At 73.7% G+C, this 25,422-nt stretch carries 18 protein-coding genes and 1 pseudogene; 10 read left to right on the top strand and 9 right to left on the bottom strand.

Translation table 11 applies throughout. The features are described 5' to 3' along the window. Positions 1-103: 103 nt before the first annotated feature. The gene (locus tag CLV92_RS13980) at positions 104-3,442 is read right to left on the bottom strand and encodes a PAS domain S-box protein (protein ID WP_104433617.1); all 3,339 of its coding nucleotides are present in this window, start codon (positions 3,440-3,442) and stop codon (positions 104-106) included. A 296-nt stretch (positions 3,443-3,738) separates the two neighbouring features. Here CLV92_RS13980 and CLV92_RS13975 point away from each other — a divergent pair, with 296 nt between their 5' ends. After that, positions 3,739-5,637: a putative bifunctional diguanylate cyclase/phosphodiesterase gene (locus CLV92_RS13975; protein ID WP_146099544.1), complete on the top strand. Its 1,899-nt coding sequence runs from the start codon at positions 3,739-3,741 to the stop codon at positions 5,635-5,637. A gap of 71 nt (positions 5,638-5,708) precedes the next feature. After that, positions 5,709-6,989 (top strand): PP2C family protein-serine/threonine phosphatase, encoded by a 1,281-nt coding sequence (locus CLV92_RS13970; protein ID WP_104433613.1) that lies wholly within the window; start codon positions 5,709-5,711, stop codon positions 6,987-6,989. 162 nt (positions 6,990-7,151) lie between these two features. Here the strand turns inward: CLV92_RS13970 and gdhA are convergent, their stop codons facing one another. Continuing rightward, positions 7,152-8,501 (bottom strand): NADP-specific glutamate dehydrogenase, encoded by a 1,350-nt coding sequence (gene gdhA, locus CLV92_RS13965; protein WP_104433611.1) that lies wholly within the window; start codon positions 8,499-8,501, stop codon positions 7,152-7,154. Between the two features lie 189 nt (positions 8,502-8,690). Between gdhA and CLV92_RS13960 the strand changes: the two genes are divergently transcribed. Further along, positions 8,691-9,281 (top strand): hypothetical protein, encoded by a 591-nt coding sequence (locus CLV92_RS13960; RefSeq protein ID WP_104433609.1) that lies wholly within the window; start codon positions 8,691-8,693, stop codon positions 9,279-9,281. A gap of 39 nt (positions 9,282-9,320) precedes the next feature. Here the strand turns inward: CLV92_RS13960 and CLV92_RS13955 are convergent, their stop codons facing one another. From CLV92_RS13955 to CLV92_RS13945, 3 genes are read right to left on the bottom strand one after another with little or no spacing between them, the layout of a single operon-like run. Continuing rightward, positions 9,321-11,540 carry a DUF2201 family putative metallopeptidase gene (locus CLV92_RS13955; protein WP_104433607.1) on the bottom strand — a complete coding sequence of 740 codons (2,220 nt, stop codon included), beginning with the start codon at positions 11,538-11,540 and terminating at the stop codon, positions 9,321-9,323. Next, complete coding sequence (locus CLV92_RS13950) at positions 11,537-12,670, bottom strand: AAA family ATPase (protein WP_104433605.1); 1,134 nt, start codon at positions 12,668-12,670, stop codon at positions 11,537-11,539. The genes CLV92_RS13955 and CLV92_RS13950 overlap by 4 nt, the downstream gene beginning before the upstream one ends. Beyond that, a complete protein-coding gene (locus tag CLV92_RS13945) occupies positions 12,667-13,296 on the bottom strand; it encodes a hypothetical protein (RefSeq protein ID WP_104433603.1) in 630 nt (209 codons plus the stop codon). Before CLV92_RS13945 ends, CLV92_RS13950 begins: the two co-directional genes overlap by 4 nt. 137 nt (positions 13,297-13,433) lie before the next feature. On the opposite strand from CLV92_RS13945, the gene CLV92_RS13940 reads away from it, so the two are divergent. Together CLV92_RS13940 and CLV92_RS13935 are read left to right on the top strand one after the other, a co-directional pair. After that, on the top strand, positions 13,434-14,138 hold the full coding sequence (locus CLV92_RS13940; RefSeq protein ID WP_104433601.1) for a GAF and ANTAR domain-containing protein: 705 nt from the start codon (positions 13,434-13,436) through the stop codon (positions 14,136-14,138). A 136-nt stretch (positions 14,139-14,274) separates the two neighbouring features. Next, a complete protein-coding gene (locus tag CLV92_RS13935) occupies positions 14,275-15,846 on the top strand; it encodes a molybdopterin-dependent oxidoreductase (protein WP_104433851.1) in 1,572 nt (523 codons plus the stop codon). A gap of 117 nt (positions 15,847-15,963) precedes the next feature. Here the strand turns inward: CLV92_RS13935 and CLV92_RS13930 are convergent, their stop codons facing one another. Together CLV92_RS13930 and CLV92_RS13925 are read right to left on the bottom strand one after the other, a co-directional pair. Then, the gene (locus CLV92_RS13930) at positions 15,964-16,494 is read right to left on the bottom strand and encodes a hypothetical protein (RefSeq protein WP_104433599.1); all 531 of its coding nucleotides are present in this window, start codon (positions 16,492-16,494) and stop codon (positions 15,964-15,966) included. Positions 16,495-16,665: 171 nt separating this feature from the next. Then, entirely contained in the window at positions 16,666-17,322 is a 657-nt protein-coding gene (locus CLV92_RS13925; protein ID WP_104433597.1) for a YdcF family protein, read from the bottom strand. Positions 17,323-17,603: 281 nt separating this feature from the next. On the opposite strand from CLV92_RS13925, the gene CLV92_RS13920 reads away from it, so the two are divergent. Continuing rightward, positions 17,604-20,141 (top strand): CBM96 family carbohydrate-binding protein, encoded by a 2,538-nt coding sequence (locus CLV92_RS13920; protein WP_104433595.1) that lies wholly within the window; start codon positions 17,604-17,606, stop codon positions 20,139-20,141. Between the two features lie 72 nt (positions 20,142-20,213). Here CLV92_RS13920 and CLV92_RS13915 read toward each other — a convergent pair whose 3' ends face one another. Then, entirely contained in the window at positions 20,214-20,486 is a 273-nt protein-coding gene (locus CLV92_RS13915) for a hypothetical protein (RefSeq protein ID WP_146099543.1), read from the bottom strand. A gap of 150 nt (positions 20,487-20,636) precedes the next feature. Here CLV92_RS13915 and CLV92_RS13910 point away from each other — a divergent pair, with 150 nt between their 5' ends. From CLV92_RS13910 to CLV92_RS13895, 4 genes and pseudogenes are all read left to right on the top strand, one after another. Then, entirely contained in the window at positions 20,637-22,193 is a 1,557-nt protein-coding gene (locus CLV92_RS13910) for a class I SAM-dependent methyltransferase (RefSeq protein ID WP_104433591.1), read from the top strand. A gap of 160 nt (positions 22,194-22,353) precedes the next feature. Further along, complete coding sequence (locus CLV92_RS13905; RefSeq protein ID WP_104433589.1) at positions 22,354-23,142, top strand: hypothetical protein; 789 nt, start codon at positions 22,354-22,356, stop codon at positions 23,140-23,142. Between the two features lie 55 nt (positions 23,143-23,197). Next, positions 23,198-23,446 (top strand): annotated as a pseudogene (locus CLV92_RS13900) (UTRA domain-containing protein); the annotation flags it as partial. Between the two features lie 333 nt (positions 23,447-23,779). Next, the gene (locus CLV92_RS13895; protein ID WP_146099542.1) at positions 23,780-24,103 is read left to right on the top strand and encodes a hypothetical protein; all 324 of its coding nucleotides are present in this window, start codon (positions 23,780-23,782) and stop codon (positions 24,101-24,103) included. 212 nt (positions 24,104-24,315) lie between these two features. On the opposite strand, the gene CLV92_RS13890 is transcribed toward CLV92_RS13895, so the two are convergent. Then, positions 24,316-25,209 carry a hypothetical protein gene (locus CLV92_RS13890; RefSeq protein WP_104433583.1) on the bottom strand — a complete coding sequence of 298 codons (894 nt, stop codon included), beginning with the start codon at positions 25,207-25,209 and terminating at the stop codon, positions 24,316-24,318. Positions 25,210-25,422: the final 213 nt, after the last annotated feature.

Genomic DNA, 25,422 nt, shown 5'->3' with positions numbered 1-25,422 from the left:
CTCGGGCGGGGACGTTCCGCACGCGACACGCCGGCGTGTCGCGGCCGAACGTCCCCGCCCGACCCACGCCCCCCACGCTTCGGCCCGCTCCGGCCGGTTCCGCTCAGGCCAGCGGCAGTTCGACGGCGAAGGTGCTGCCCGAGGGGATCCGCGGCGCGTGGTCCACCGTTCCGCCGTTCGCCTCCGCGAGGCCCTTCACGATGTAGAGGCCGAGGCCGTGGCCGGACACGCTGCGGGTGGCGCTGGCCCGGGTGTAGCGCTCGAACAGGTGCGGCCGCAGTTCCTCGGGGACGCCGGGGCCGTTGTCGTGGACCTCGATGCGCGCCCGCCCCGGCTCGCCGGGGAGCACGGTGGCGGTGACGGCGATGGCCCCGCCACCGTACTTGGCGGCGTTGGAGAGGAAGTTCGTGACGACCTGCTGGAAGTGGGCCGGGTGCACGAGCACTTCCAGGCCCTCCGGGCAGGAGACGGGAACGTCGGTCTCCAGTGCGGCCTGCAGCTCCGCGAGCGCTCGCGCCACGTGCAGGGGCTCGGGGTTCGCGTGCATGCGGTCGGCGTCCAGGGTGCACATGGTGAGCACCTCCTCGCGCAGCTCGGCGACGCGCGCTGCCGCGCGCTGGATGGCGCGCAGTCCCGCGCCGGTGCCCTCGTCGAGGGCGGTGGGGTCGTCGAGGAGCATCTCCGCGTAGCCGGAGATCGTGGTGAGCGGCCCGCCGATCTCGTGGGAGAGCATTCCCATGAGGTCGAGCTTGAGGACGTTGGCGGCGGCGAGCTGGGTGTTGCTGGACTCCAGGTCGCGGTTGCGCTGCGCCAGTTCCGCGGCGGCGGCGTCGCGCTCGCGTTCTGCGGCGAGGCGGGCGGTGACGTCCTGGACGACGGCGACGAAACTGCGCGGACGGCCTCCGCTGTCGCGCACGAGGGACATCCCGATGGTGGCGTCCACGGCGCGCCCGCCGGCGTGCAGCAGGCGCTGCGTGCGCTCGATGGAGTCCTCGTCACCGGCGAACAGCCGTGCCGCCGTGCGGCGGTTGCCCGCCCGGTCGTCGGGGTGGGTCACCTCGTCCATCGTGCGCCCCAGGAGGTCCTCCACGGTGCAGCCGAGCATCGCGGCCAGGGCCGGGTTGAGCTGCACGAACGCGCCGTCGAGCCCCATCGTCGCCTGGCCCACGGTCGCGAGGGAGAACTGCGTGCGCAGCCGCTGCTCGTTGTCGGCGAGCTCCTGCTCGGTGCGCTTGCGGTCGGTGACGTCGAGGTTGAACTCCAGGATGGCCGCGGGGGCTCCGTCCGGACCGCGCTGGATCGCCTGGCGGCTGAGGACGGTGATGCGGGTGCCGTCCGCGCGCAGGTGGTCGAGTTCTCCCTCCCAGCGCCCGGCGGCCTCCAGCGCCTCGTCGACGGCCCGCCGGCTGACCGGGAACACCGTGTCCAGCAGCCGGTGTGTGACGCAGCCGAGCGCGGAGGACGCCTCCCAGCCGTACATCTCCTGCGCCGCCCGGTTCCAGTACGTGGCCCGGCTGGCGAGGTCGCGCACGATGATCGCCGCGGGTGCCAGTTCCAGGAGCGCCGCCTGCTGCCGCAGGGCGTGCTCCGCCTCCCGGCGCCCGGTGATGTCGGTGCTGACCCCGTCGACGTAGTGCTCCTCCCCCTCGTGCCGGGGTGCGGCGCGGAACCAGATCCAGCGGACGCGGCCGTCCACGCCGCGGACCCGGCACTCGACCTCCGCACGCCGCCCCTCCACGGCCACCGCGCGATGGAAGGCGGCGAACGCGGCCGTGTCGTCCTCGTGCAGGTTGCGCGTCAGCGCGGTGAGGACGTCGGCGTCAGCGGGCAGTTCCCCGCCGTGGACGTGCCGCCCGCTGGGGCTGGAGTAGACGCGCTCCAGCCGGCCGTCGGGCAGGACCTGCACGGTCCAGAGGTGGTCGGTGACGTTGGCGATGGCGCGGTCGAAGTCGCGCCGGGTGCGCGCGAGCTCGCGGTTCAGGTCCTGGGCGCGGCGGCGGTGCACGAACTGCCCGATGTGGCCGCTGAGCGCCTCCAGCGAGGCCAGCAGCTCGGTGTCGCGCTCGGCGTGGCGACGGCGGTCGAAGAGCACCAGGACGCCGTCGACGTCCTCGCCGTTGCGGACGGGGATGGCCACGCAGGTGCGCAGGCCCAGGGCCTCGGTGCGGGCGGAGCGCCGGCAGGCCACCGCGCCGGGCTCGGTGACCCACTGGGCTCCCCCCTCGGCGAGGACGCTCCCGAGGACGCCCTCGTCGAGGCTGCAGTCGGCGACGGCACCCATCCCGGCGGCGACGGCGGGGTCGCCGGACCAGCCGGCGAGGCGGACGAGGCGGCCGCGCGCAGGGTCGAGCTGCCAGTGCTCGACGTAGTGCCAGTCGAGGCCCTCGCCGACGCAGCGGACCACGGCGTCGGCGGCCTCGAGCACGGAGCGTGCGGACAGCAGGACCTGGGAGACGTCGTGCTCGACGTCGCGGAGCTGCTGGCTGCGCTTGCGGGCGCTGATGTCGCGGAGGAAGGCGTGGAAGGTGAGCCCACCGGCCCCCTCCATGGCGGTCATCGCCAGCTCGACGGGGAACTCCCGCCCGCCCCGGTGCACGGCGCTGAGTTCGAGCAGCCGCCCGGAGAGCGCGGAGGCGCCCGCGGCCACGGCCCGGGCGAGGCCCTGCGCGTGGCAGGCTCCGAAGCGCGCGGGGATGATCAGCTCGTCGAGGGCGTGCCCCAGCGCCTCCACCTCGTTCCAGCCGAACAGGGCTTCCGCAGCCCGGTTCCAGCCGGTGATCCGGCCCGCGCCGTCGAGGGAGATGAAGGCGTCCTGGGTGGTTTCGAGGATCCGCTGCGTGCGGGTGGCGGCTTCGAGGGCCTCCTGTGCGGCCAGCCGGGCGGCGATCTCCGAGGACGCGGCGGCGGCGAGGTCCTCCAGCAGCGCGACGTCGGCGGCGGTCCAGTTCCGGGGTTCGGTGTCGAGGGCGCACAGCGAGCCGAGGACCTGGCCGCCCGGGGTGCGCACGGGGACGCCGAGGTAGGCGATCGCGTCGTAGTCGGCGATGGCGGGGTTGCCCCGCAGCAGGGGGTGCTCCCGCGCGTCGGGCGCCACGAGGGTCTCACCGGTGTCCACGACGTGGCGGCAGTAGGAGTGCGTCAGGGGCGTGCCGCGCTCCTCGGCCAGGGACCCGGTGAGTCCGACCTCGCTGACGAAGCACTGCCGGTCGGCGTCGACGAGGGAGACCAGGGTCACCGGGGCGCCGAGCAGCCGGGAGGCGAGGCCGGTGAGCCGGTCGAGGGCGGGCGCCCAGCCCGGACCGACGCCCGGGGCGCCGGGGGTCTGCGGGCGGGGGACGAGGCCGGTGGCCGCGAGCGCCGCCAGGCGGGTGGGGTCGGAGACGCGGTCCGTCCCCGGCTGACGCCCCTCCTCGTGCCCTGCCTCGCCCGCTCCTGCGCTCATCCCCACCTGCTGTTCCGCTCACGTGCGGTCGTCGGTCGACCACCTCCTCCATCGGCGGGTGCCGCGAGAACTTGAGTCCCCCGGATGGAGCAGTTCCTGACCGGCGCCGACACGCGGCGTGACGGTCGGCCGGTGTGCGCCGTCCCAGGGGGACGCGAGGCCGACAAACTCTCAACTAACTGTGTGCAATCGCGTGACAACCGCCTGTCATCAGGTGATGCTGGAGGGCCGCCGGGCGACCGACGGCTCACCGGTTCTCCGCAGAAGCGGCCGGACCCCACCAGGAGGCGGACGACGTGGCTGCAGCACGCCGACCGGAGCCCACCAGCTCCGCGGTCCTCAGCAGGGCAGGGGTGCGGGCGGTGCCCGACTCGGTCCTGGCGGTCATCTTCCTGGTGACCGTCCTCTTCGGCCTGACGTCGCTCGCGACGCCCGCGCCGCCCGCCTTCCACGCCGTCGCCGCGGTCGGCCTGCTCGGGCGGGCGGGCGCGGCCGCCTGGCTGCTGGCCACGCGCGGGCGGCGCCGGCACCGGTGGACCCTGCCGGTCCTGCTGCTGCTCGACATCGCCGAGCTCGTGCTCGCGTTCTCCCTGGTGCCGTTCGCGCACGCGGCGCTCATCGCGCACTGCCTGCTGCGGGTGCCCTTCATCTGCGCCGCCCTGCCGCGGCGGCCGATGCTCCTCGTGCTCGGGGTGATGCTCGGCGGCGCCGGAGCGCTGATGGGCCTTCCGGTCCGCACCGCCGGCCTGCCCGCCCTGTGGATGCCGGTGATGTTCGGGGTCGCGGTGCTGGTGGCCGCGTACTCCACGATCCACCTGTCCCGGGCGCTCGCGGCCAGCGAGGCCCGCGCGCAGGAGCAGTCCCTGCACGACGCCCTGACAGGGCTGCCCAACCGCACCCTCTACGCCGACCGCCTCGCCGCGGCCGTCGCCCGCACCCACCGCTTCGGCACCGACGTCGCCGTGCTGCTCATCGACGTCGACCGCTTCAAGCTCGTCAACGACAGCCGCGGCCACCGCTGCGGCGACGAGCTGCTCGTCGCCATCGCCCGGCGCCTGCGGGGAGCGATGCGCGCCAGCGACACCCTCGCCCGCCTCGGCGGCGACGAGTTCGCGGTGATCGTGCAGGACGTCCACGAACCGCGCGACGCCCTCGTCGTCGCCACCCACCTGCGGGAGGTCCTGCGCGCCCCCTTCCTCATCGGCGGGACGGAGCCCGGCGACGAGGCGCAGGAGGTCCACGTGACCGCCAGCACGGGCATCGCCTTCGCCCGCGGCCGCGACGGCGACAGCGACCTCGGCGCCGTGCTGCGCGAGGCGGACGCGGCGATGTACAAGGCGAAGGCGCGCGGGCGCGGGCACACGGAGCTCTTCGACGAGAGCATGGGCCGCGACGCCCAGCGCCACCTCGACCTGGAGAACCAGCTCCGCCACGACGTGGAGAGCGGCTCCGGGGCGCTCTCGGTGGCGTTCCAGCCCGTCGTGGACCCCGCCAGCGGCCACGTCCTCGGGGTGGAGGCCCTGGCCCGCTGGAACTGCGAGCGCTACGGGGCGGTGCCGCCGGAGGAGTTCATCGCCATCGCCGAGGACTCCGACCTCATCCACACCCTCGGGCGCACGGTGCTGCGCACCGCCCTGGAGCACACCGCGTGGTGGCAGAGCCTGCACCCGGCCTTCGAGGTCGCGGTCAACGTCTCCCCCGTCCAGCTCCAGCGCCCCGGATTCGCCGCCGAGGTGCAGCGCCTGCTGGCCCAGACCCGCGTCAGCCCGCAGCACCTCTGCCTGGAGGTCACCGAGGGCGTCCTGCTGGAGGCCAACGAGGTCAGCAGCGCCAACCTGCGCGCCCTGCACGAGGCGGGGGTGGAGCTGGCGGTGGACGACTTCGGCAGCGGCTACTCCTCCCTCGCGCAGCTGCGCCGCTTCCAGGTGGGCAAGCTCAAGGCGGACAGGTCGTTCGTGACCGACGCGCCGATCCTGCGCGCGGTCGCCGACCTGGGCGCTGCCCTCGGGGTGCGGGTGCTCGCCGAGGGCGTGGAGACCGCTGAGCAGCAGCGGGCCCTGGTGGAGCTGGGGTACCCGCAGGCGCAGGGCTACCTGTGGGCGCGGCCGCAGCCGGCCGACGCGATCACCGACCTGCTGCGCAGCCGGCAGCAGGTGCCCTCGGCGACGCCCGTGGGGGCGCCCGCGGGTTCCTGAGCGCCGCGTGGCGGTGGGCGCCCCGGTCCGTTCGCGGGTGCCGGAGCAGCCCGCGCCGCTACGGTCGGCCCATGGTGCCCGGTGCCGACGAGCTGACGCTGGCGATGGTGCGGACGTTCCTCGACCGCGTCCACCTGGCCACCCCGGGGCAGCTGCCCGAGGTCGTGCTGGAGTCGGCGCGGACGCTGGGGTGGACAGCGGTCCTGCACGTCGTCGACTACGAGCAGCGACTGCTCGTCCCGGCACCGCCGATGGGGATGCACCCCTGCCGGCCGCAGGCCGTCGACACCACCCTGGCGGGGCGCTGCTTCCGGACGGTGCAGCCCGTGACCGCCTCCGGCGAGGGGCGCGGGGTCTGGATCCCCGTGGTGGACGGCGCCGACCGCCTCGGCGTCCTCGAGGTGAGCGCGCCCGGCGGCATCGACCTCGACGACGCGACCGACGCCGAGCGGTGCCGGCTGCTGGGCCACCTGACGGGGCACCTGATCGCCGCCAAGCGCCCCTACGGCGACGCCCTGGACCGGCTGAAGCGCCGCCGCGAGCGCACGGTGGCCTCGGAACTGCTGCAGCAGCTGCTGCCGCCGCTGACGTTCGCCTGCGACGGCCTGGTGCTCTCCGGGTTCCTGCAGCCCTGCTACGACGTGGCGGCCGACGCCTTCGACTACAGCGTCGTCGACGACACCGCCCACCTCGCCGTGCTGGACGCCACCGGGCACGACCTGCGGGGCACCGTGCTCGCCGCGGTGGCCCTGTCCGCCTACCGCAACCGCCGCCGGCAGGGCCACGACCTCACCGGCAGCGCCGCCGCCATGGACGAGCACGTCGGTGCGCACAGCAACGGCGAGCGCTTCGCCACCGGCGTCCTGGCAGAACTAGACCTGCCCACGGGGCGGTTGCGCTACCTCAACGCCGGCCACCCCGCGCCGCTGCTCATGCGCGAGGGCAGGGTCGTGAAGGAACTCAGCGGCGGCGTGCGCATCCTCTTCGGCCTCGGCGACGGGCACGCCCCCGTCGCCGAGGAGGCCCTCGAACCGGGCGACTGGATCGTCTGCTACACCGACGGCATCACCGAGGCCCGGGGCCGCGACGGGGAGTTCTTCGGGCTCGACCGCCTCGTCGAGCACCTGGAACGCTCCGCCTCCGCCCGCCTGCCCACCCCGGAGACGTTGCGCCGCATCAGCCACGACGTCCTCGACCACCAGGGCGGGGTCCTGCAGGACGACGCCACCCTGCTGATCGCGGAGTGGAGCACGGGCGGCGAGCACACCCTCCTGTCCACGGGGACGGGCGGCATCGCCGGGGAGGACCTGTCCCCCTCCCCCGTCGACGGCGAGGACGTGCCGCGGCGCTGAGCGGGCCCGGTGGCGCGTCGGCCACCCCGTTCAGAAGGCGACGCGCACCGGGAACGGCGCCCCGCGACGGGGGTGCACGACGAGCCGTCGGCCACTTCCCGCCGTACGTCGGCTGCGCGATCGGGGCCGATCGGGACCGGGCTCGCCGGCCGCGGTCACCGATCAGATGATCCCGTGGGCGTGCATCGCGTGGGCCACCCTGGTGAAGCCGGAGATGTTGGCGCCGAGCACGAGGTCACCGGGAGATCCGTACTCCTCGGCCGCCTGCGCGCAGCAGGCGTGGATGTCGTGCATGATCTGCTGCAGCCGGGCCTCGGTGTGCTCGAAGGTCCAGCTGTCCCGCGAGGCGTTCTGCTGCATCTCCAGAGCCGACGTGGCCACTCCGCCTGCGTTGGCCGCCTTGCCGGGACCGAAGGCCGCACCCGCCTCGCGGAAGACCTCCACCGCCTCCGGCGTGCAGGGCATGTTCGCTCCCTCGGACACGGCGATGCAGCCGTTGCGCACCAGGCGCGCGGCGTCGTCGCCGTCGAGTTCGTTCTGGGTCGCCGAGGGGATCGCCACCTCGCAGGGGACCTCCCAGACGGACCCGGTGGTGCTGTGGCGGGCGGAGGGAACCCGCTCGGCGTAGCTGCTGAGCCGTCCCCGTTCCACCTCCTTGACCTGCTTGAGCACCTCGAGGTCGAGACCCGCCTCGTCGACGACGAACCCACCGGAGTCGGAGCAGGCGATGACGCGGGCGCCGAGCTGGGACGCCTTCTCCACGGCGTACAGCGCCACGTTGCCGGAACCGGACACGACCACGGTGCGACCCTCCAGGGAGGTTCCGCGGGCGCTGAGCATCTCCGAGGCGAAGAAGGCGGCGCCGTAGCCGGTGGCCTCCGTGCGGACCCGGGCGCCACCCCAGCCGAGGCCCTTGCCGGTGAGGACGCCGGACTCGTAGCGGTTCGTGATGCGCTTGTACTGCCCGAAGAGGTAGCCGATCTCGCGGCTCCCGACACCGATGTCACCGGCGGGCACGTCGGTGTGCTCCCCCAGGTGCCGGTAGAGCTCCGTCATGAACGACTGGCAGAACCGCATGACCTCCGCGTCGGAACGGCCCTTCGGGTCGAAGTCGGCCCCGCCCTTGCCCCCGCCGATCGGCAGCCCGGTCAAGGCGTTCTTGAAGATCTGCTCGAAGCCGAGGAACTTGACGATGCCCAGGTAGACCGAGGGGTGGAACCGCAACCCGCCCTTGTAGGGGCCGAGGGCGGAGTTGAACTCCACCCGGAACCCGCGGTTGATGTGGACCTCGCCGTGGTCGTCGGTCCACGGCACCCGGAAGATGATCTGCCGCTCCGGCTCGCAGATGCGCTCGATCGTCTTCAGCTCGGCGTACTCGGGGTGGCGTTCCAGGACCGGCGCCAGGGAATCCAGGACCTCCCGGACCGCCTGGTGGAACTCCTCCTCGGCGGGGTTGCGCCGCAGGACGTCCTCGTAGATGCCCTCGACGATCGATGCGGCGCTGCGAGCCATGGCGTGCTCCCTCGTGCTGTGACGGTGCGCGCCATGTCGGTCGTCGATGACCGTGCGCCCTCCTCCGGACGCGCGCAGGGCCCGCGTCGGGCGCGGTGACGCCTGCGGCACGCCTTCGCAGCGTAGGTCAGGTCCGCGCCGCCCGCCGGTCGTGCGGCGGCGGCCGGGACCGGGTGCCATGCTCGGGGGGTGCGGAGGTGGGACCCGGTCCAGGACCAGCGGACGCGGCACCAGCGCCGGTTCGCGGCGGCGGGTGCTCCCGACCCCCCGACGGCGGGGGTCGAGGGCTTCGAGGGCTACCCGCGCTACTACGTCAAGCGGCAGCGCGGGCAGGTCGTGGACGTCGCCTCGTCCTTCGACGAGCTGGTGCGCTCCGCCCGGGGCGGCTGGGCCGCCGGCACCACGGTGACGGCCACGCACCGCGCTCCCGACGGGCACCCGGTGGTGCTCGACGCCGCTGCCTCGGGACGCTCCTGCCGGTCCAGCCGGTGGGTCGCGGAGGTCCCCGGCGGGCCGGTCGCGGAGGTGGTCGCGGCGCTGCGGACGCTGCGCGCCTTCGGGGCCGGACTGGCGCCCGGCGTGCAGGAGGGCCTGCTGGACTCCTCCGCGGCGCAGCGGTCGCAGCAGGCGTGGCTGGAGGGGGACGTGAAGGCGGGCGTCGACGGCTTCCGGGTCGAGTGCCCGCTGGAGGCCGGCCACGAGGGGCTGTGCGCCGCGCGCTCGCAACTGGGCGACCTGGAGTGGCGGTGGGATCCCCGCGAGGGGGTCATCCGGTCCTGAGGCGGCTCCCGGGACCGCGCCGCCTGCCCGGGGAACTCCTCAGCGACCGTCGGGGCCGTCGCGCTCGACGACGATCCTGCGCATCCAGCGCGGCACCCCCTCGCGGTCGCCGTCGAGCAGCAGCGCCACGTACGTGGCGTCGGGGTTCTCCGGGGGCGGGTCCTCGGGCCAGGGGGTGTCGCCGTCGGTGGCGACGATGACGAGGTCCACCCTCGGGCGCAGCGCGGCGGCCGCGGCGATGCCGACGCGCATGTCGGTGCCGCCACCGCCGACCATCGTGAGGTCCCGCATCCGCCGGACGAGGCGCGCCCGCCCCGCGGCGGCGTCGCAGGCGATGACCTGCACCCCGGCCCCGTGGCAGCGGCGGATGATCGCCTCCGTCTCCGCGTGCACCCGCGAGAGCATCTCGTCGGTGACCGAGGCCGAGGTGTCGACGACCTCGGCGGCCCGGGGCGGTCGTGGCTGCCGCATCGCGGGCAGCACCACTCCCGGGGTCGAGGAGCTGCGCCGGGAGGGTCGGGCGTAGGAGTAGTCGCGCATCCCGGCGACGTGGGCGCTGACCCGCCGGGTGACGCTCGCCAGCTCCCGGCGCCAGTCGACGACCGGCGTGAGGGTGGACTCCGCCCACCGCTGCAGACCCGCGGGAACGGAACCCCGGCTGCGGGCGTGCTCCAGGACGTTCTGCGCGGTCTGCCGCCGGATCAGTTCGGCGCGTCCCGCGTCCACGCTGCCGTCGTCGTTCCCGGCGGCGTCGCGACCGCCGGAGTCTCCCTCCCACGGGCGGCGCGGACCGCCGGCACCGGAACCGCAGTCGTCGTGGCCGGCGGTCGCGGGCAGGGGCGCCGTCCCCTCGGGACGGTCCGCGCCGACGGTGAGGGTCGCGACGGCTCGCTCACCGGCCGTGGTGACCACGACGAGGTAGCGCCCGTCGGGCAGGCTGCGGGTCAGTTCCACGTTCAGGACGCCCGGGCCTGCCACCGTCGGCCTTCCCGTCGCACCGGCCAGCGGCGCGGTTCCGGCCGCCGGGTCGAGGAGGTCCACGGTGCTCGTCGCGTCGAGGGTCACGTCGTCACCGACGAGCGCCACCGGCGCCGGTACCGCGTAGCCGCTGGGCAGCCGGCCGGGGCTGAGGTCCAGGTGCGGCAGGCCGACGGGGAGCACCGCCTGCACGACCTCGCCGCCGTCGCCCACGCGCACGAGGTAGGCGCCGTCGGGGACGGGGCCGAGGTCGAACGTCAGGTAGGTGGCGCTGACGTGGGCGACGTTCGACACGACGCCCGGCACGACGCCGGGCGCTGCGCCGGGGGCACCGCCCGCGTCGAGCACCTCCACGACCGACGCGGCGGTGAACCGCGTCTCCCGGCCCGCGACCACCACCTTCTCCCGCTCACCGCGCCTGCGGGGCAGGTGGTCCGGGCGCAAGGCGATCGTCGGTGCCGTGACCTCCAGCACGGCGCTCGCGCCGGTGCCACCGCAGGTGACCTCGACGGTGTGCTCCCCCGCGGGCAGCCGCACCCGCAGGTCGAAGGAGACGGTGCGCTCGTCGTGGACCGTGACCGGCCCGGTTGCCGGCGAACCGCCCTCGCCGGTGCGGGCGGCGCCGTCGGGGCCGCGGAGCACGACGCTGGCGAGCCCGGTGAGGAACGCCTCGCGGGTGTGCCCGAGGACCCGGGTCGGCACCCCGTGGTCGTGGCGCAGAGCGGCGGGGAGCAGCAGCAGGGACGGCGAGGCGGCCGCCAGCCGACGGCCCGCGGGGCCGGCGACGAGGAGCCGGTAGATCTGCTCCGCCGTCATGCCAGGACCGGCACCGGGCACCCGTTCCGGGTACCAGGCCTTGAGGGCGGGCAGGCGGATCCCGGCCGCCCGCAGGTCGTCGTTGATGGCGCAGTCCCCGGCCTGGTTGAACAGCGGGTGGCGTTCCTGCGGTTCGGCGAGGGCCTCGAACCGCTCGTGGTGCCCCCGCAGGGGGTGGCCGACCTCGTGCAGCCAGACGCCGACGACCTCGGCCACGTCGAGGGTGAGGACGAACTCGGGGTTGTAGTGCATCCGCCAGCGCGGGTCGATGCCGGCGGTGGGGATCGCGGTGGTGGGAACGGCCTTGACGGCGTACAGCGCGTCGCTGAGGTACGGCATCAGGTCGCAGGCCCTGGCACGACCGGCGGCCAGGCGCAGGGCGGCCCGCTCCTCCAGCGACTCCCCCGCCGCGGCGCCGCCCCCGCGGCCCGGGGTGCGCTGCCCGCCCCGCTCCCGCCGGTTCATGCGTCGCGGGTCAGCAGGCCGAGTTCCTGCAGGATCGGGCCGAGGGAGGCGATGATCTGCGGTGTCGGCATCGCGCCCGCCGGGCGGTCCTGCGCCCACCTGCGGCCGTAGGAGAACGCGATGTCCGCGCTGCGGGCGTCGGCGATCCTGGCCAGCACCCGGCCGCAGTTCAGCCACCGCTCGACGGTGTTGTCCGCGGCGGTCGCGGCCCACACCGAGGCCGCCACGGCGTACGTCTTGTCGGTGCGCTGGGGGTCCACGACGTAGGAGTCGGGGTCGCGCAGCAGTTCCTCGGGGTCGGGCAGGTCCAGTTCGCGGACGTAGGCCAGGAACGCCCCGGCCGCGGCGACCCCCACCGTGCCCGCGACGAGGAGGGTGACCACCGTGCTGTTCATCCCCGCGGCACGGGCGTGGGCGTACAGCCGTGCCGCCATCTCCCACGAGCGCGGGGTGGGGAACGCGCGGCCGGCCTCCTCCGAGGACGACGGCATCCGCGTGACCAGTTCGGGCTTCGAGCCGAGGAACACCCCGACGAGCGTCGTCGCCTGCTCCAGCAGGGCCGCGACCTCCGCCTCGTCCGCCTGCGGCACGGTGACGGCCGGCCAGCCGCCGGTGAACCCCTCGCGCACGGTCGCGGCGTCCAGGGTCCACGTCAGGTGCAGGAAGCGGTTGGCGACCGGCGGGGCGAGGTCCCACCCGTCGGCCGCGACGTCCGGCGGGTTCGCCGCGGCGACGGTGCGGACCTGCGGGGGCAGCCGCAGGTCGCCGACGACGCCCTCGAGGATGGGGCGCAGCAGCGCGGCCTGCGTCGCGGGGGGCGCGGTCGAGACCTCGTCGTAGAACTGGATGCCCGCCCGCCCCTCCTCCACCGCGTCGCGCAGCCGCACCGCCCACGACGGCGGCGCCAGGACGGCCGTTCCCGAGCCGGCGTCGACGATCGGCAGCCCCGCGAAGTCGCTCGGCTCGCGGATCGAGGCGATGACCGTCTCCAGGTGGGCGCCCATGCCCTCCGCCAGTTCCCGGATGACCGACGACTTGCCCTGCCCGGGCGGCCCCCACAGGACGACGGGGACGTTGGCGAGCAGGGCGATGCCCAGCGCGTCGCAGGTGTCCGTGTGCTGCTGGCTCATGCGGGGGTTCTCCCGGATCCGTCGAACATCCGCCCGTCCACTCCCTGGAAGGCGGCGAGGAACTCGATGCGGTCGGGGGTCAGCGTCCCGGCCGCGTGGGCCGCCTCGACGTCCGCCGCGCTCAGCCCGACGTCGGCCGCGGCGAGCACCAGGCGCAGGTCGAGGCCCCCGCCCGGGGGGTGCGCGGCGAGGAACGAGCGCAGTTCCGCGTGCAGCAGCGCGAAGGCCAGGACCTCCCCGGGGTCGAGGTCGACGCGGCGCCCGCTCAGCACGCCGTGCGCGCGCAACCGGGCCGCCGGGTCGGCCAGCGCCAGCGGGGCTCCGTCGAGGCGGGTCAGGCGGACGGTCGCGCCGAGCGCGGCGACCTCCACCCGGTGCCGCAGGTCCGGGAGCAGGAGGTGGCGGTGCAGCGTCACCAGGACGTCGGGCCAGTCGAACGGCGGCTGCTGCCCCGCCCATGGCGAGGGGGCGGACGCCGGGCGGCTGTGGGTCAGGGTCAGCGGCCGCGCAGGCGGCCCGTCGGGGCGGCGGGCGCGCCACGCGCTCCACACCGCACCGGGGACGCCGCCGTGGGGCAGCGGACGGGCCGGCGGGTCCGCGACGAGGTCCAGGGCGTCGAGGGTCACACGCGCCGGCGCGGGCCCCGGGCGGGGGCGTCGGTGACGGCGTCGGGCGGGCACCGGCCCAGCGTAGGCAGGCCCGCGCGCACGGCGCCGCCCCGGCGGCGGAGGTGGGGCGCCGATCCGGCGTTAGGCTCGGTCGCATGCCTCAGCTCCCCCCGTCGGCGACGACGGCCCTGCTGGGCGTCCGGCTCGGCGAGGGGTCGCTGGAGGACGTCCTGCACCAGCTCGTCGTCATCGCCAGGGACTGCCTGCACGGGGCGGACGAGGTGTCGACCACGCTGGTGCGCAGCGGCAGGCCGTGGACGGCGGCCCACACCGGCAGGCTCGCCCTGGACGCCGACGAGCTGCAGTACGAGCACGGCTACGGCCCCTGCATCGAGGCCGGCCTCACCGGCACCGTCCTGCTCATCGAGGACACGCGCTCGGAGACCCGCTGGCCGGACTACACCGCCCACGTCGCCGCCCACGGCGTCCGGAGCTCCCTCTCGGTGCCCCTGCCGGTGCAGACCGAGATCGTCGGCGCCCTGAACTGCTACTCCCGGAAGCCGGGGGCCTTCTCCGACGAGGACATCGCGGTCGCGCACGAGCTGGCCTCCCACCTGGCGGTCGCGGTCGGCAACGCCGTCGCCTACACCGGCGCCGCCCAGCTCGCCGAGCAGATGCGGACCGCGATGGACAGCCGCGCGGTCATCGACCAGGCCATGGGCGTGATCATGGCCCAGAACCGCTGCGACGCGCAGGCGGCCTTCCGGATCCTGACCAGGGCCTCGCAGAACCGGAACGTCAAGCTGCGCGACCTCGCCGCCGGCATCGTCGCCGGCGTCGCCCAGCCGACCGGCTCCTGAGGGTCCGGGCGGCGCCGCGGGTCGCGCCGCCCTTCGCGCCGCAGCCGCACGACCGCGCATGACGTTCTTGCGTCATTTCCGGCCCCGGGCGGTCGCGGGCGCGTGGAGGTGCCGGGCCGGGGGCACCATGAGCGGCATGGCCGCCGCCTCGACGTCCCCCGCTGACCAGGGCCGCTCCGAGCGGGAGCGCGGCACGGCACGGCGCGGCGCCCTCGCCGGTGTGGCGGCGGTCGCCGCCGCCCTGGGCGCCGTGGAACTGGCCGCGGGTCTCGTCGGGCCGGTGCCGTCCCTGGTGCTCGCCGTGGGTGACGCCGTCATCGACAGCGTGCCCGGATGGCTGGAGCGGGCCGCGATCGCGCTGCTGGGGCGCGCCGACAAGCCCGTCCTCGTCCTCAGCATCCTCCTGGTGTGCGCCGTCCTCGGTGCCGCCCTCGGCGTGCTGGCCCGCCGGTGGTTCGTCCCCGCCGCCGCCGCCTTCGCGGCCGTGGCCGCCGCCGGGGTGGCCGCCGCGCTGCAGGACCCGCGGACGGCGGCCCTTCCCGCGGTGGCCGTCGGCGCCCTGGGGGTGCTCGTCGGCGTCGCCGTGCTGCACCGGCTGCTCCGGATGGCGGTGCCGCGCACCGCGGACGGCACCGGGGTGGACCGGCGCCGCTTCGTCGCGTTCGCCGGCACGGCCACCGCGCTCGGCGTCCTGGGCGGCGCGGGGGGCTGGCTGCTGGCGGGCCGCGAGCAGCTCGGGCGCCTGCGCGCGGCGGTCCGGTTGCCGGCCCCGGCCCGGCCCGCGGGCCCGGTGCCCCCGGAGGCCGACCTGGAGATCGCCGGCCTGACCCCGTTGTTCGTGCCCAACGATCGGTTCTTCCGCATCGACACCGCGCTGCGCGTTCCCGTCGTCGACCCCGAGACCTGGAGCATGGAGGTCCGCGGGATGGTCGACCGGCCGTTCTCGCTGACCTACCGGGAACTCCTGGACCTCCCGCACATCGAGGCGGACGTCACGCTGTCGTGCGTGTCCAACGAGGTGGGCGGTGACCTCGTCGGCAACGCCCGCTGGCAGGGCGTGCCGCTGCGCGAACTCCTCGAGCGCGCCGGGGTGCAGGAGGGAGCGACCCAGCTCATCGGCCGCTCGGTGGACGGTTTCACCGCCGGGTTCCCCACGGTCACCGCCCTGGACGTGGGCGAGGCGATGGTGGCGGTGGGCATGAACGGCGAACCGCTGCCGCTGGAGCACGGCTTCCCGGCGCGGCTGGTGGTACCGGGCCTGTACGGCTACGTCTCCGCCACCAAGTGGCTCGCCGCGATCGAGCTCACACGCTGGGACGACGTGGAGGGGTACTGGATCCCGCGGGGATGGGCCAAGGAGGGCCCCGTCAAGACGCAGTCCCGCATCGACGTCCCCCGCCCGGGGACCACCGTGCCCGCCGGTCGTGGCGTCATCGCGGGGGTGGCGTGGGCGCCGACCCGCGGCATCGAGCGCGTGGAGGTGCGGGTGGACGACGGCCCCTGGCAGACCGCCGAACTCGCCGCACCGCTCGACGTGGACTGCTGGCGGCAGTGGTACCTGCCCTGGGACGCGACCCCCGGTGAGCACGTCATCTCGACCCGGGCGACCGACGGCCGCGGGGAGGTCCAGACGGACGAGCGCACGCCCGTGGCGCCGGACGGGGCCTCCGGTCACCACACCGTCCAGGCCCGGGTCCGGGACGTGTGACGCGGCCCCCGACATGACATGAGGGGAGCGGCATGACGCCGCTCCCCTCATGTCGTGCGATGCGCGGCCGGACTCACCAGGACCGGTGAGCCGCCGCCCGCGCGCGTCGCCCCTGCGTCAGCGGTTGCGGGAGCCGTCGCGGGTGTGCGCGTCGGTGCGCTCGTCGTCGTCGCCCTCGATCTCCTTGGCGAGCAGGCCCGAGCCGATGGCCCACAGCGCAGCACCGAGGATGCCGACGAAGATGCCGAACTGCGCGGAGACGTCGTCACCGCGCTCCATGCCGCCCATGGGGTTGAAGGCGTAGGCGGTGCACCACAGGGTGGCTGCGATGCCGGTCGCCATGGAGGTCAGCGTCAGGCCGCGGTGCTGACCGCGCCGGGCGCGCTTGAAGGCGTAGGCCATGGCGACCAGCAGCCCCAGGCCGAGGTAGGCGATGAACGGGACGAGGGAGTCGCTCTCGTAACCGGTGCGGGGGTTGTCCTCGCTGTTGGGGTCCACCCAGTTCAGGAAGGGTGCGACGTTGAAGACCAGGATGCCGGCGGCAGCGACCGCCAGACCGGTGGACCGTGCCCGGCGGGACTCGTGCGGACGGAACGCACCGACGGTGTCGTTGTAGCTCGAAACGCCGGGGGTGCCTGCAGTGCTCACGAAACTCCTTCAGTGGTGGACACAGCAAAAGCGACGCAGAGAGCCGGGAGGGCGTCTGCGCCGCTGCTGGGGTCCAACGGGTGATGACGATCAAAGTGCCATGCGCCGGGGCACGCCGCCATCCGAAACCGCGGCGGGCTCGGAGTTCGCGGATCCGAGGCGCGGGACCGCTCAGACGAGCCGGGCGGTGTAGCCGGCGTCGACGAGGCGCCGGTACGCGGCGCGCACCTCGTCGGGAACCTCCTGCGCGATGGCGAAGCCCTCCTCGGCGTACACGTCGATGCGCTGGGTGTCCCCGACGAGCATGTTCACCACCCGGTCGGCGTCGCCGATGCCGGCGACGTAGTCGTCCAGCGCCATGGGCAGGGAAGCGCAGTAGACCTCGATCTCAGGCCAGAGCTTGCGGCACGTGGCGTGGGCGCGGCGCTGCTGGTAGGGCCGGGAGATCAGCGTCACCGACGCCACCTCGACGCCGCGGGCGGCCAGCAGCTCGCGCACGAGGGTGATGTTCTCCCCGGTGTTGCGGGCGCGGGGCTCGACGACGATCGCCTCGTCCGGAACGCCGAGGGACAGGGCGTGCTCGCGGTAGTGCACGGCCTCGCCGCGGGGGAAGCGCTCGATGGTCGTGGGTGCGTTGGCGCCGGTGAAGACGACGAACGGGAAGCGGCCGGCGGCGTAGAGCTGGGCCGCGCAGGTCGCCACGCCGAGGTCGTGGCTGCCGAGGCCGATGCCGACGTCGGTGGTCGCGGGCGGGTGGTGCAGCTGGTGGTAGCCCCACAGCGTCTCGACGTCGGCCCGGATGCCTGCGGGCAGGGCGGTGGCGGTCACGGCGGCTCCCCCGGCTCGGCGCGGTCCCAGCCTGACACTCTCCCTGCACCCCGGCCGTGACACGCCGCTTCGAGCCGCCCACCAGCGGGCGTGTCGCGCGCAGCGCGCAGGCTCGCCGTCACCCGGCCCGCACGTGAGCGGGCGCCCCGGCGCACTGCGCGCTTGATCACCACATCGTGGCGCGTTAGCCCCTCAAGGTTCGGCCAGAAGTGTCCGATTGGCTACGCAGAGTCACAAGGCTGAGCGCTCACGGAACGCTCGCGGGGCAGACGGAGGACACCATGGGCACAGGTCGTCAGCGCAACCGATGGGCCGGCCTCGCGGCCGCGGCCCTCATGGTGGCGGGAACGCTCGCGGGCTCCGGAGCCGCCTCGGCCTCGACCTCCACCACCGGCTCCTTCACGTTCGCCACGGCCGGCGACCACGGCTCGGCGAGCCCGGCGGCCACGCTGATGCAGCGGGTGGGCGCGGAGAACCCCTCGTTCTTCCTCAGCCTGGGCGACCTCAGCTACGACACGATCGCGCCCGCGTCCTGGTGCACGTTCGTGAAGGACAACATCAACCGCGGTGCGGGCAAGCCGGCGGGCGACCAGTTCGGTGAGACGTTCCGCTTCCCGCTGGTCCAGGGCAACCACGAGACCCACAACTTCGACGAGTACCTGCCCTGCCTGCCGGACCGGATGGGCAGCACCGTCATGCCCGGCAGCACCCACGGCCGCGACTACTACTTCGACCACCCGGCGACGGCGCCGCTGGCCCGCTTCATCGTGATGTCCCCCGGCCTGGAGTACACGTTCGCCAGCGGCTCCCCCGAGCACACGTGGCTCAGCAACAGCATCGACCAGGCCCGCGCCGCAGGCATCAAGTGGGTCATCGTGGCCAACCACATGAACTACATCACCACCGGGAGCAAGGTCGACCAGATCGGCTCGGCGTTCTTCAACACCGTCGTGAGCAAGAAGGTCGACCTCCTGCTCCAGGGCCACGAGCACGACTACCAGCGCTCCCACCAGCTCGCCCACGGCAGCGGCTGCACCAGGGTCCCCACCAACACCGTCAACTCCTCCTGCATCGCCGCCAGCGGGAACGCGGGCGGCTACGAGGCCGGCAAGGGCACGGTCCTCGTCATCAGCGGGCTGGGCGGCCGTCCCCCGCGCACCGTCAACCCCAGCGACACCGAGGCCGGGTACTTCGCCGTGACGGAGGGCAACGCCGACCTCCCCACCTACGGCTACAACCGCATCGAGGTCACCGCCGACGCGCTGACGTCCACGTTCGTCAACACCGGCACCACGGCCTTCGCCGACCGCTTCACCATCGGCCGGTCCGCGACGTCGCCGGCGTTGCCGCCGGTGCTGGAGAGCCCCACCACGACGACGAAGACCTTCACCGCCGTGGCGGATGCGACGGTGCGCCAGGCCACGCCGACCACCAACGACGGCGCCACCACGAGCATCGAGGTCGACGCCAGCCCCGTCGAGGAAGCACTCCTGAAGTTCTCCGTGACCGGAACCGAGGGCTACACCGTCCGCAGCGCCCGGATCCAGATGCAGGTGACCAACCCCTCCACCAGCGGCGGCAGGCTGCACCGCACCGCCGCCACCGGCTGGGACGAGCGCACCGTCACCTGGAGCACCGCCCCCGCCGCCGACGCCACCGCACTCTCCACGCTCGGCGCCGTCACCACCGGCACCTGGGTCGAGCACGACGCCACCTCCGCCATCACCGGCGACGGCACCTACAGCTTCCGCACCGCCTCCTCCTCCACCGACGGCGCCGGCTACGGCAGCCGCGAGAGCACCACCGGCAAGCCCCGACTCGTCCTCACCCTCGAACCCAAGACCACCACCCCCACCACGAAGACCTTCACCGCCGTGGCGGATGCGACGGTGCGCCAGGCCACGCCGACCACCAACGACGGCGCCACCACGAGCATCGAGGTCGACGCCAGCCCCGTCGAGGAAGCACTCCTGAAGTTCTCCGTGACCGGAACCGAGGGCTACACCGTCCGCAGCGCCCGGATCCAGATGCAGGTGACCAACCCCTCCACCAGCGGCGGCAGGCTGCACCGCACCGCCGCCACCGGCTGGGACGAGCGCACCGTCACCTGGAGCACCGCCCCCGCCGCCGACGCCACCGCACTCTCCACGCTCGGCGCCGTCACCACCGGCACCTGGGTCGAGCACGACGCCACCTCCGCCATCACCGGCGACGGCACCTACAGCTTCCGCACCGCCTCCTCCTCCACCGACGGCGCCGGCTACGGCAGCCGCGAGAGCACCACCGGCAAGCCCCGACTCGTCCTCACCCTCGAACCCAAGACCACCACCCCCACCACGACCGAGCCGGCCCCGACGCAGACGACGACGCTGCTGCCCGCGGACGACGCCACCGTGGAGTCCGGGGCGCCCGCGACGAACTACGGGACGCAGACCACGTTCGGCACCGACGGCGAGCCGCTCAAGCACGCACTCGTGAAGTTCAACGTCACCGGCCTCGGTGGCGCGCCGGTGAAGAGCGCGAAGCTGCGCCTGCACGTCGCCAACGGCTCCGACAAGGGCGGTCACGTCCACCCCGTCGCGGACACACTGTGGAGCGAGCGGACCGTCACCTGGCAGACGGCACCGGCCGCCGGCGCGACGAAGCTGGCCGAACTCGGGCCCGTCACGACCGGGCAGTGGCAGGAGATCGACCTGAGCAGCCACATCACGGCTGAGGGCGTCTACAGCTTCCGCATCACCGACGCCTCCACCGACGGCGCCTACTACACCTCCAAGGAAGCCACGGGCAACAGGTCCCACCTGGTCCTGACGTACTGACGCGGCAGGCCCTGCGGAGGGCGAGGAGGTCGTCACGGTCACCCGGTGACCGCGGCGGCCTCCTCGTCCTCGTCATCCCCTCGCAGCGCGGCCGGCGGTCACGACTGAGGCGAGCAGGCCCAGGACGCCCAGCAGGAACAGCAGCAGGGCACCCTGAACGAGGTAGACCTCCGGACCCTCGACCGGGCACCCGGCCCCCAGCGGAGCGTCCTCGTACTCCGCGCACTCCGTCCACGGCCGGAAGAACATGACCACGCTGGCGACGAAGCCGAGCACCGTCACACCGAGGCTCCCTCGCAGCAGGAGACGGAACCAGGCGGGCCCGGCGGAGGGCGACGATCGCATCCCCCCACCGTGGCACCTCGACGCGACCCCCGGGACGGGTCGCCGGCCCGCTCACGGATCCGACCCCGCATCGACGCACCTCCGACCGGAGGCGTCCACCGGTCCCGCCGAACCCCGGGTCCCGCGTGGCGGACTGGCATCCTGGTCGCCATGCCCGCGCCCGTCCGCCACGTCCTGTTCCCCGGCCGGCACCACCTGGTGACGCGCTTCCAGACGGTGCACCTGCGTGCGCTGCTGGCCGGGGAGCTCGCGGACTCGTCGGGCGCGCGGGTCGAGTGCACCCCCGACGCGGACGTCGTCTGGGCCGTCACCTCCGCCACCCACAGCGGCACCCGGCGCAACCCGATCCCGGCGCACCGGCGCGAGGCGATGATCGAGCGCGTCACGGCCGTCGAGGGCCTTCCCTCGCTCATCGCCCCCGTGGCCGACGTCCCGCCGAGCCCGCGCTTCGCGCGCACGGTCCTCGCGAGCGTCGAGCTCTCGACCGGGGTCACCGCGAGCCCGCGCGAGACGGTCGTCGCGTGCTCCACCCCGCAGGTCGCCGCGATGTACGCCGAGCTGGGGTTCCGCATCGTCCCCGTCGAGGACGCGGCCGAGGACGCCCCGGCCCGCCCGTGGGACGTGCTCGAACTGCTGGCCGCGGGCGACGAGCGCTGGCGCGACCTGGCCCACCCCGAGGTCGTGCGCTTCTACGACCGGTACCGGCTCGACGCGCACATCGCACTGATCCACGCCGACCCGACGGTCTCGACCGAGGGCGACCTCACCACGACGCGCGACTACCGCAGCTACACCGCGGCGTTCGACGACGCCTCGGACCGCAAGTGGGAGCAGGTCGCCCCGTTCGTCGAGCCCGGTCGCGTCGTGGACCTCGGCTGCGCGGCGGGCGGGCTCCTGGAGCGCGCGGCCCGCGACCCGCGCCTCGCCGAATCCGACCTCTACGGGGTCGACGTCTCACGCCACCTCGTCGCCGAGGCCGAGCACCGACGCGCGCAGGGCGTGTTCGCGAACCCGAACGTCTTCTTCGCGCAGCGGAACCTGCTGCGCTCCGCCGTCTTCCCCGTCGCCTCGGTCAGCACGACGCTGACCGTCGCCCTGACCCACGAGATCGCCAGCTACGGCGAGGGCCGCAGCGACCTCGAACTCCTCGCGACGCGCATCCACGAGCACACCGCGCCCGGTGGCGTGTGGGTCTGCTCGGACGTGCTGGGCCCGGTCGGCGGGGACCGGCTCGTGCACCTCGTGCTCGACGGCACCGGTGCGGGGGTCGCCCCCGTGAACCTGAGCGGCTGGACCGGGGAGGCCGTCGCCGGGCACGTGGCCGCGCTGTCGCCGGCCGAGCGCCTCGTGCAGTTCGCGCAGGACTTCCCGGCCCTGTCCGGCGGCGAGTGCGACGTGCGCTGGGTCGCGGACGGCGTCGCGGAACTCACCCTGCGGGCCGCGATGGAGTTCCTCTACACCCGCGACTACGTCGACAGCTGGCTGTCCGAGTGCCACGAGCGGTTCTGCGACATGACGTGGCCCGACTGGGTCGCGCTGCTCGAGGGCGTCGGGTTCTCCGTCGAGCCCGCGAGCGGGGCGTGGCGCAACGAGTGGCTCGTCGAGAACCGGCTCTCGGCCGGTGCCGCGCTGCGCGACGCCTCGACCGGCGAGCGGGTGGAGTGGCCGGACACGCACGTCACGTTCGTGGCGCGCCGACCGCTGTAGCGGGCTCGACCTACCCCGCCTCGGCGGCATCGGTGACCTGCTCTGATGACCGTGCTGAGTGGTCGGCCTCCGCAGCGGATGGTGTCATTCGGTCGCGGTTGCCCACCCGATCGAGGGCACCCACGTCAGGCGATGCGTCAGCCCAGGAGGCGACCCGGACATGAGCAGGACCCCCGCCGTCAGCGACGCGCAGATCGCGCGCGTCCTGGGCGCCTACGCCGGCATGGTGGACCACATCCTCACCGACCCCCAGCGGTGGCTGGGTCTCGACGACGACCCGCCACCCACCGCCTCCTTCCCCGCCCGCGCCTTCGACGCCCTGCGCGACCGCGCCCTCGGTGAGGTCACGCCCGCTTCCCCGACGTGGCGCAGCCGCCCCGTCTCCCAGCGCGTGGACTGGTGGGTGACCCGGATCGGGATCAGCGCCGGGCTCGCCGCCGCCGCCCCCCGCTTCGCCGGGGCCCTGGCCGACCGGCTGCCCCTGCAGGCCGCCCTGGGCGCCTCCGCGGCAGGACTGGCGGTCTGCGCGACCGCCCGCGAACACGGCCGAACCGACCCTGCGGACTGGGTGCCGCTCCTGGCCAAGGTCCTGTTCGACCGCGACGTGCGCTCCATCGACCCGCCCATCCCCGCGCCGGAGGAGAGCGAGCAGCGCCTCGACGCCGAGGGCGAGGGCGAGGGCGAGGGCGAGGGCGAGGGCGAGGGCGAGGAGGACGACAGCGGCCGCGTCGCGACGCTCGGGCGCGGCGCCAAGAGGGCAGCCCGTACCGTCTGGCGGCTCGCCCGGGCGTTCTTCGAGGTGCAGAACCTCCTCGACGAACGCCCCCGCGGTGGCCTGCTCACCCGCGCGATCGGCAAGCTCCCCGTCGTCGGCGTCGCAGGCGGCTGGCTGGACGAGAGAGCAGGGATCCGCAAGGCCGCCCGCGAGACGAGCAAGCTCCTTCCTTAGGTGTGGTGGGCACGGATGTTGGTGACGTGCCCGGGCGTAGGCATCAGGGACTGCCCCGGACTCTGGTGGCACCTACGCCCGCTTGGAAGGACTCGGCCACCGGCTCGACCACGTCGAGGAGCGGATGCCCACCGCTGAGGAGAGCCGCATACTGGCGCTCGCCTGCGGAGCGCCGGTGTTCCACCTGCTCCGCACCGCCTACGGCATCGACGGCACGCTCGTGGAGGTCTGCCACACGGTGATGGCAGCGGACTCCTTCGTGCTGTCGTACACGCTCCCCGCGTCCAGAACGGCAACCCGCTGACACTCTCCCTGCGGGCTGAGCCCGACACGCCGCCGCAACGGCCGCCCTCACCGGCGCGCCGCAGCCGGGGTGCAGGCAGAGCGTCAACCGCGGGCAGCAAAGAGCCCCGCAGGTCTGTGACCTGCGGGGCTGCTCTGAGCCGCCTCGGGGAATCGAACCCCGGACCTACGCATTACGAGCCAGTTCCAGGGTGCGGAGGGGTGGCCGAGGCGGTGCCGCCGTGCTTGTCCGGCAGTCGGTTGATGGGGGCTGCCGGGGGCAGGCGCGGCGGCACCGGGGGCACCTCGGGGGCACAGGGCACCACTCCACCCGAGAGGCTGGGAGACTGCCGCTGTGGCGCTGACCGTACGAGTGCAGGAGTACTCAGGAACGCTGGTCGAGGAGGACTGCGAACACCCGTACAGCAGGCTGGTCGATGTCGCGGCCGCGACGCCCGCCGACTTCCCACTCCTGGCGGGCGTCGACCGCTACGACGACACGATCTTCAACCCCCGTCAGTGCAGGGCGCTCCTCAAGGAGGTCCAGGCGCTCATGCAGCAGGTCGAGGATAAAGACCTGCGCCGTACCGCGGAGCGCTTGAGCACTCTGGCCGACCTCGTCATCCCGTCTCGCGACCATCGCACGACCCATCGGCGCTTGTGGTTCAACGGCGACTGAGAGGACGAAGGCACTGGCTCTCGGGGACCGTCACCGACCTCTGCCCTACGAGACCCCTCGTGGTGATCAGCTGGCCCGTGCGGATGCGCCATGGTCGGCGGTGATGCTTTTCAACAGTTGCCGCTGGCCGACTGCTCCTTCTGGACGTCCGCGGACTGGTTGTGAACCGGCTGAAGCCCAGGCCGCGACGAGCGACGTCCGCCGATCAAGTCTCAGTACAGCTCAGCCAGCCCCAGGCCCGGCAGCAGGTTCTTGACAGTCCAAGACATCTCGAATCGCCGCTCCGCTAGATCCTGACGGGCTTGTGCGACCCAGTCTTCCCGCGACAGTAAGTCGATGTACTGGCCGCGGAGCCTCAAACGCTCATCCCTGGAGGTATTCCGCAAAGCATCCTCGTCACCGAGATACTCGGCGATCATTGCCGCATGTAGGTGCCGCTTCGCTGCTGGCGGCCGCTGCGTCGCCGCTCGGACATGAGCTCGGACGACCGTCTGCCCGTGCTCGTAGTGCTTCAGCGTCAGGCCTGTGTTCGCGGCCCTTGTCATGACGGCGAGGAGCTGTCCGGTGTGATCAATCAGCTCACCATCCAAGGCGCTATCGGTCATCGCTTCATGGAGACGCGCAGCGACGGCAACCTTGCCAGCGAAGTACGTGTCGAGACCTCCCCCACAAGATCGCCGCAGCAGCCACGGGCGGGCCTCCTCGGGTGCGATGCGGCACAGCGCTTCCACGGCGTGGACTCGTCCCCAGACGGCCACATGCTCACCCAGCCAAATGAGGGCGTCCACATCCCTGAAGCGGTACTCGAAGATCTCGGCCGCGAGAGTGCCGAAGCACTCCAGCACAGCGATGGTCTGGATCATCGGGATGTCACGCGGTTGGGCCGTCACTGCCAGCAGTCCAAGCCCCACGTTGACCGAGCAGCGATCGGGGCTATGACGGACTAGCCAGCGCCCCGTCTGCCGCAGCCGGCGAGGATCGATGTCAGCGAGGACGGCCAAGATCTGCTCGTAGTCGTGGAGACTGAAGTAGGCACTGAAAGCGCAGAAGGCTGGTACGAGAGCCGACCCATCGGCCTCAGGCTCGGCGAAGTGCTCCGCCAACACGGCAGCGACCCCGTCAGCTCGGGCCTCCTCGGCCAGGCGTGGCTGCCCACGCTTGAGGAGGTGGGTCTCGTGATCAGGCAGGATGTCTCCCCCATGCCCGAGCGGCGAATCGGGACACGGGTCTGCTGCATGATCCGGTGTCAGATCAGGTCACGCGGCCTGATTGGCCGGTGCGGTCATGATGGTCTCGTACTCGATAGGGGTCAATCGGCC

The organism is Kineococcus xinjiangensis (assembly GCF_002934625.1).
In the GTDB taxonomy this organism is placed as follows: Bacteria; Actinomycetota; Actinomycetes; order Actinomycetales; family Kineococcaceae; genus Kineococcus_A; species Kineococcus_A xinjiangensis.
This window is presented reverse-complemented; position numbering and strand designations above follow the sequence as displayed.

Bases quoted from the DNA above. Each gene is read 5' to 3' on its own strand.
- CLV92_RS13980 (WP_104433617.1), bottom strand. From the start codon at position 3,442: ATGAGCGCAGGAGCGGGCGAGGCAGGGCACGAGGAGGGGCGTCAGCCG.
- CLV92_RS13970 (WP_104433613.1), top strand. From the start codon at position 5,709: ATGGTGCCCGGTGCCGACGAGCTGACGCTGGCGATGGTGCGGACGTTC.
- gdhA (WP_104433611.1), bottom strand. From the start codon at position 8,501: ATGGCTCGCAGCGCCGCATCGATCGTCGAGGGCATCTACGAGGACGTC.
- CLV92_RS13955 (WP_104433607.1), bottom strand. From the start codon at position 11,540: ATGAACCGGCGGGAGCGGGGCGGGCAGCGCACCCCGGGCCGCGGGGGC.
- CLV92_RS13950 (WP_104433605.1), bottom strand. From the start codon at position 12,670: ATGAGCCAGCAGCACACGGACACCTGCGACGCGCTGGGCATCGCCCTG.
- CLV92_RS13940 (WP_104433601.1), top strand. From the start codon at position 13,434: ATGCCTCAGCTCCCCCCGTCGGCGACGACGGCCCTGCTGGGCGTCCGG.
- CLV92_RS13935 (WP_104433851.1), top strand. From the start codon at position 14,275: ATGGCCGCCGCCTCGACGTCCCCCGCTGACCAGGGCCGCTCCGAGCGG.
- CLV92_RS13920 (WP_104433595.1), top strand. From the start codon at position 17,604: ATGGGCACAGGTCGTCAGCGCAACCGATGGGCCGGCCTCGCGGCCGCG.
- CLV92_RS13915 (WP_146099543.1), bottom strand. From the start codon at position 20,486: ATGCGATCGTCGCCCTCCGCCGGGCCCGCCTGGTTCCGTCTCCTGCTG.
- CLV92_RS13910 (WP_104433591.1), top strand. From the start codon at position 20,637: ATGCCCGCGCCCGTCCGCCACGTCCTGTTCCCCGGCCGGCACCACCTG.
- CLV92_RS13905 (WP_104433589.1), top strand. From the start codon at position 22,354: ATGAGCAGGACCCCCGCCGTCAGCGACGCGCAGATCGCGCGCGTCCTG.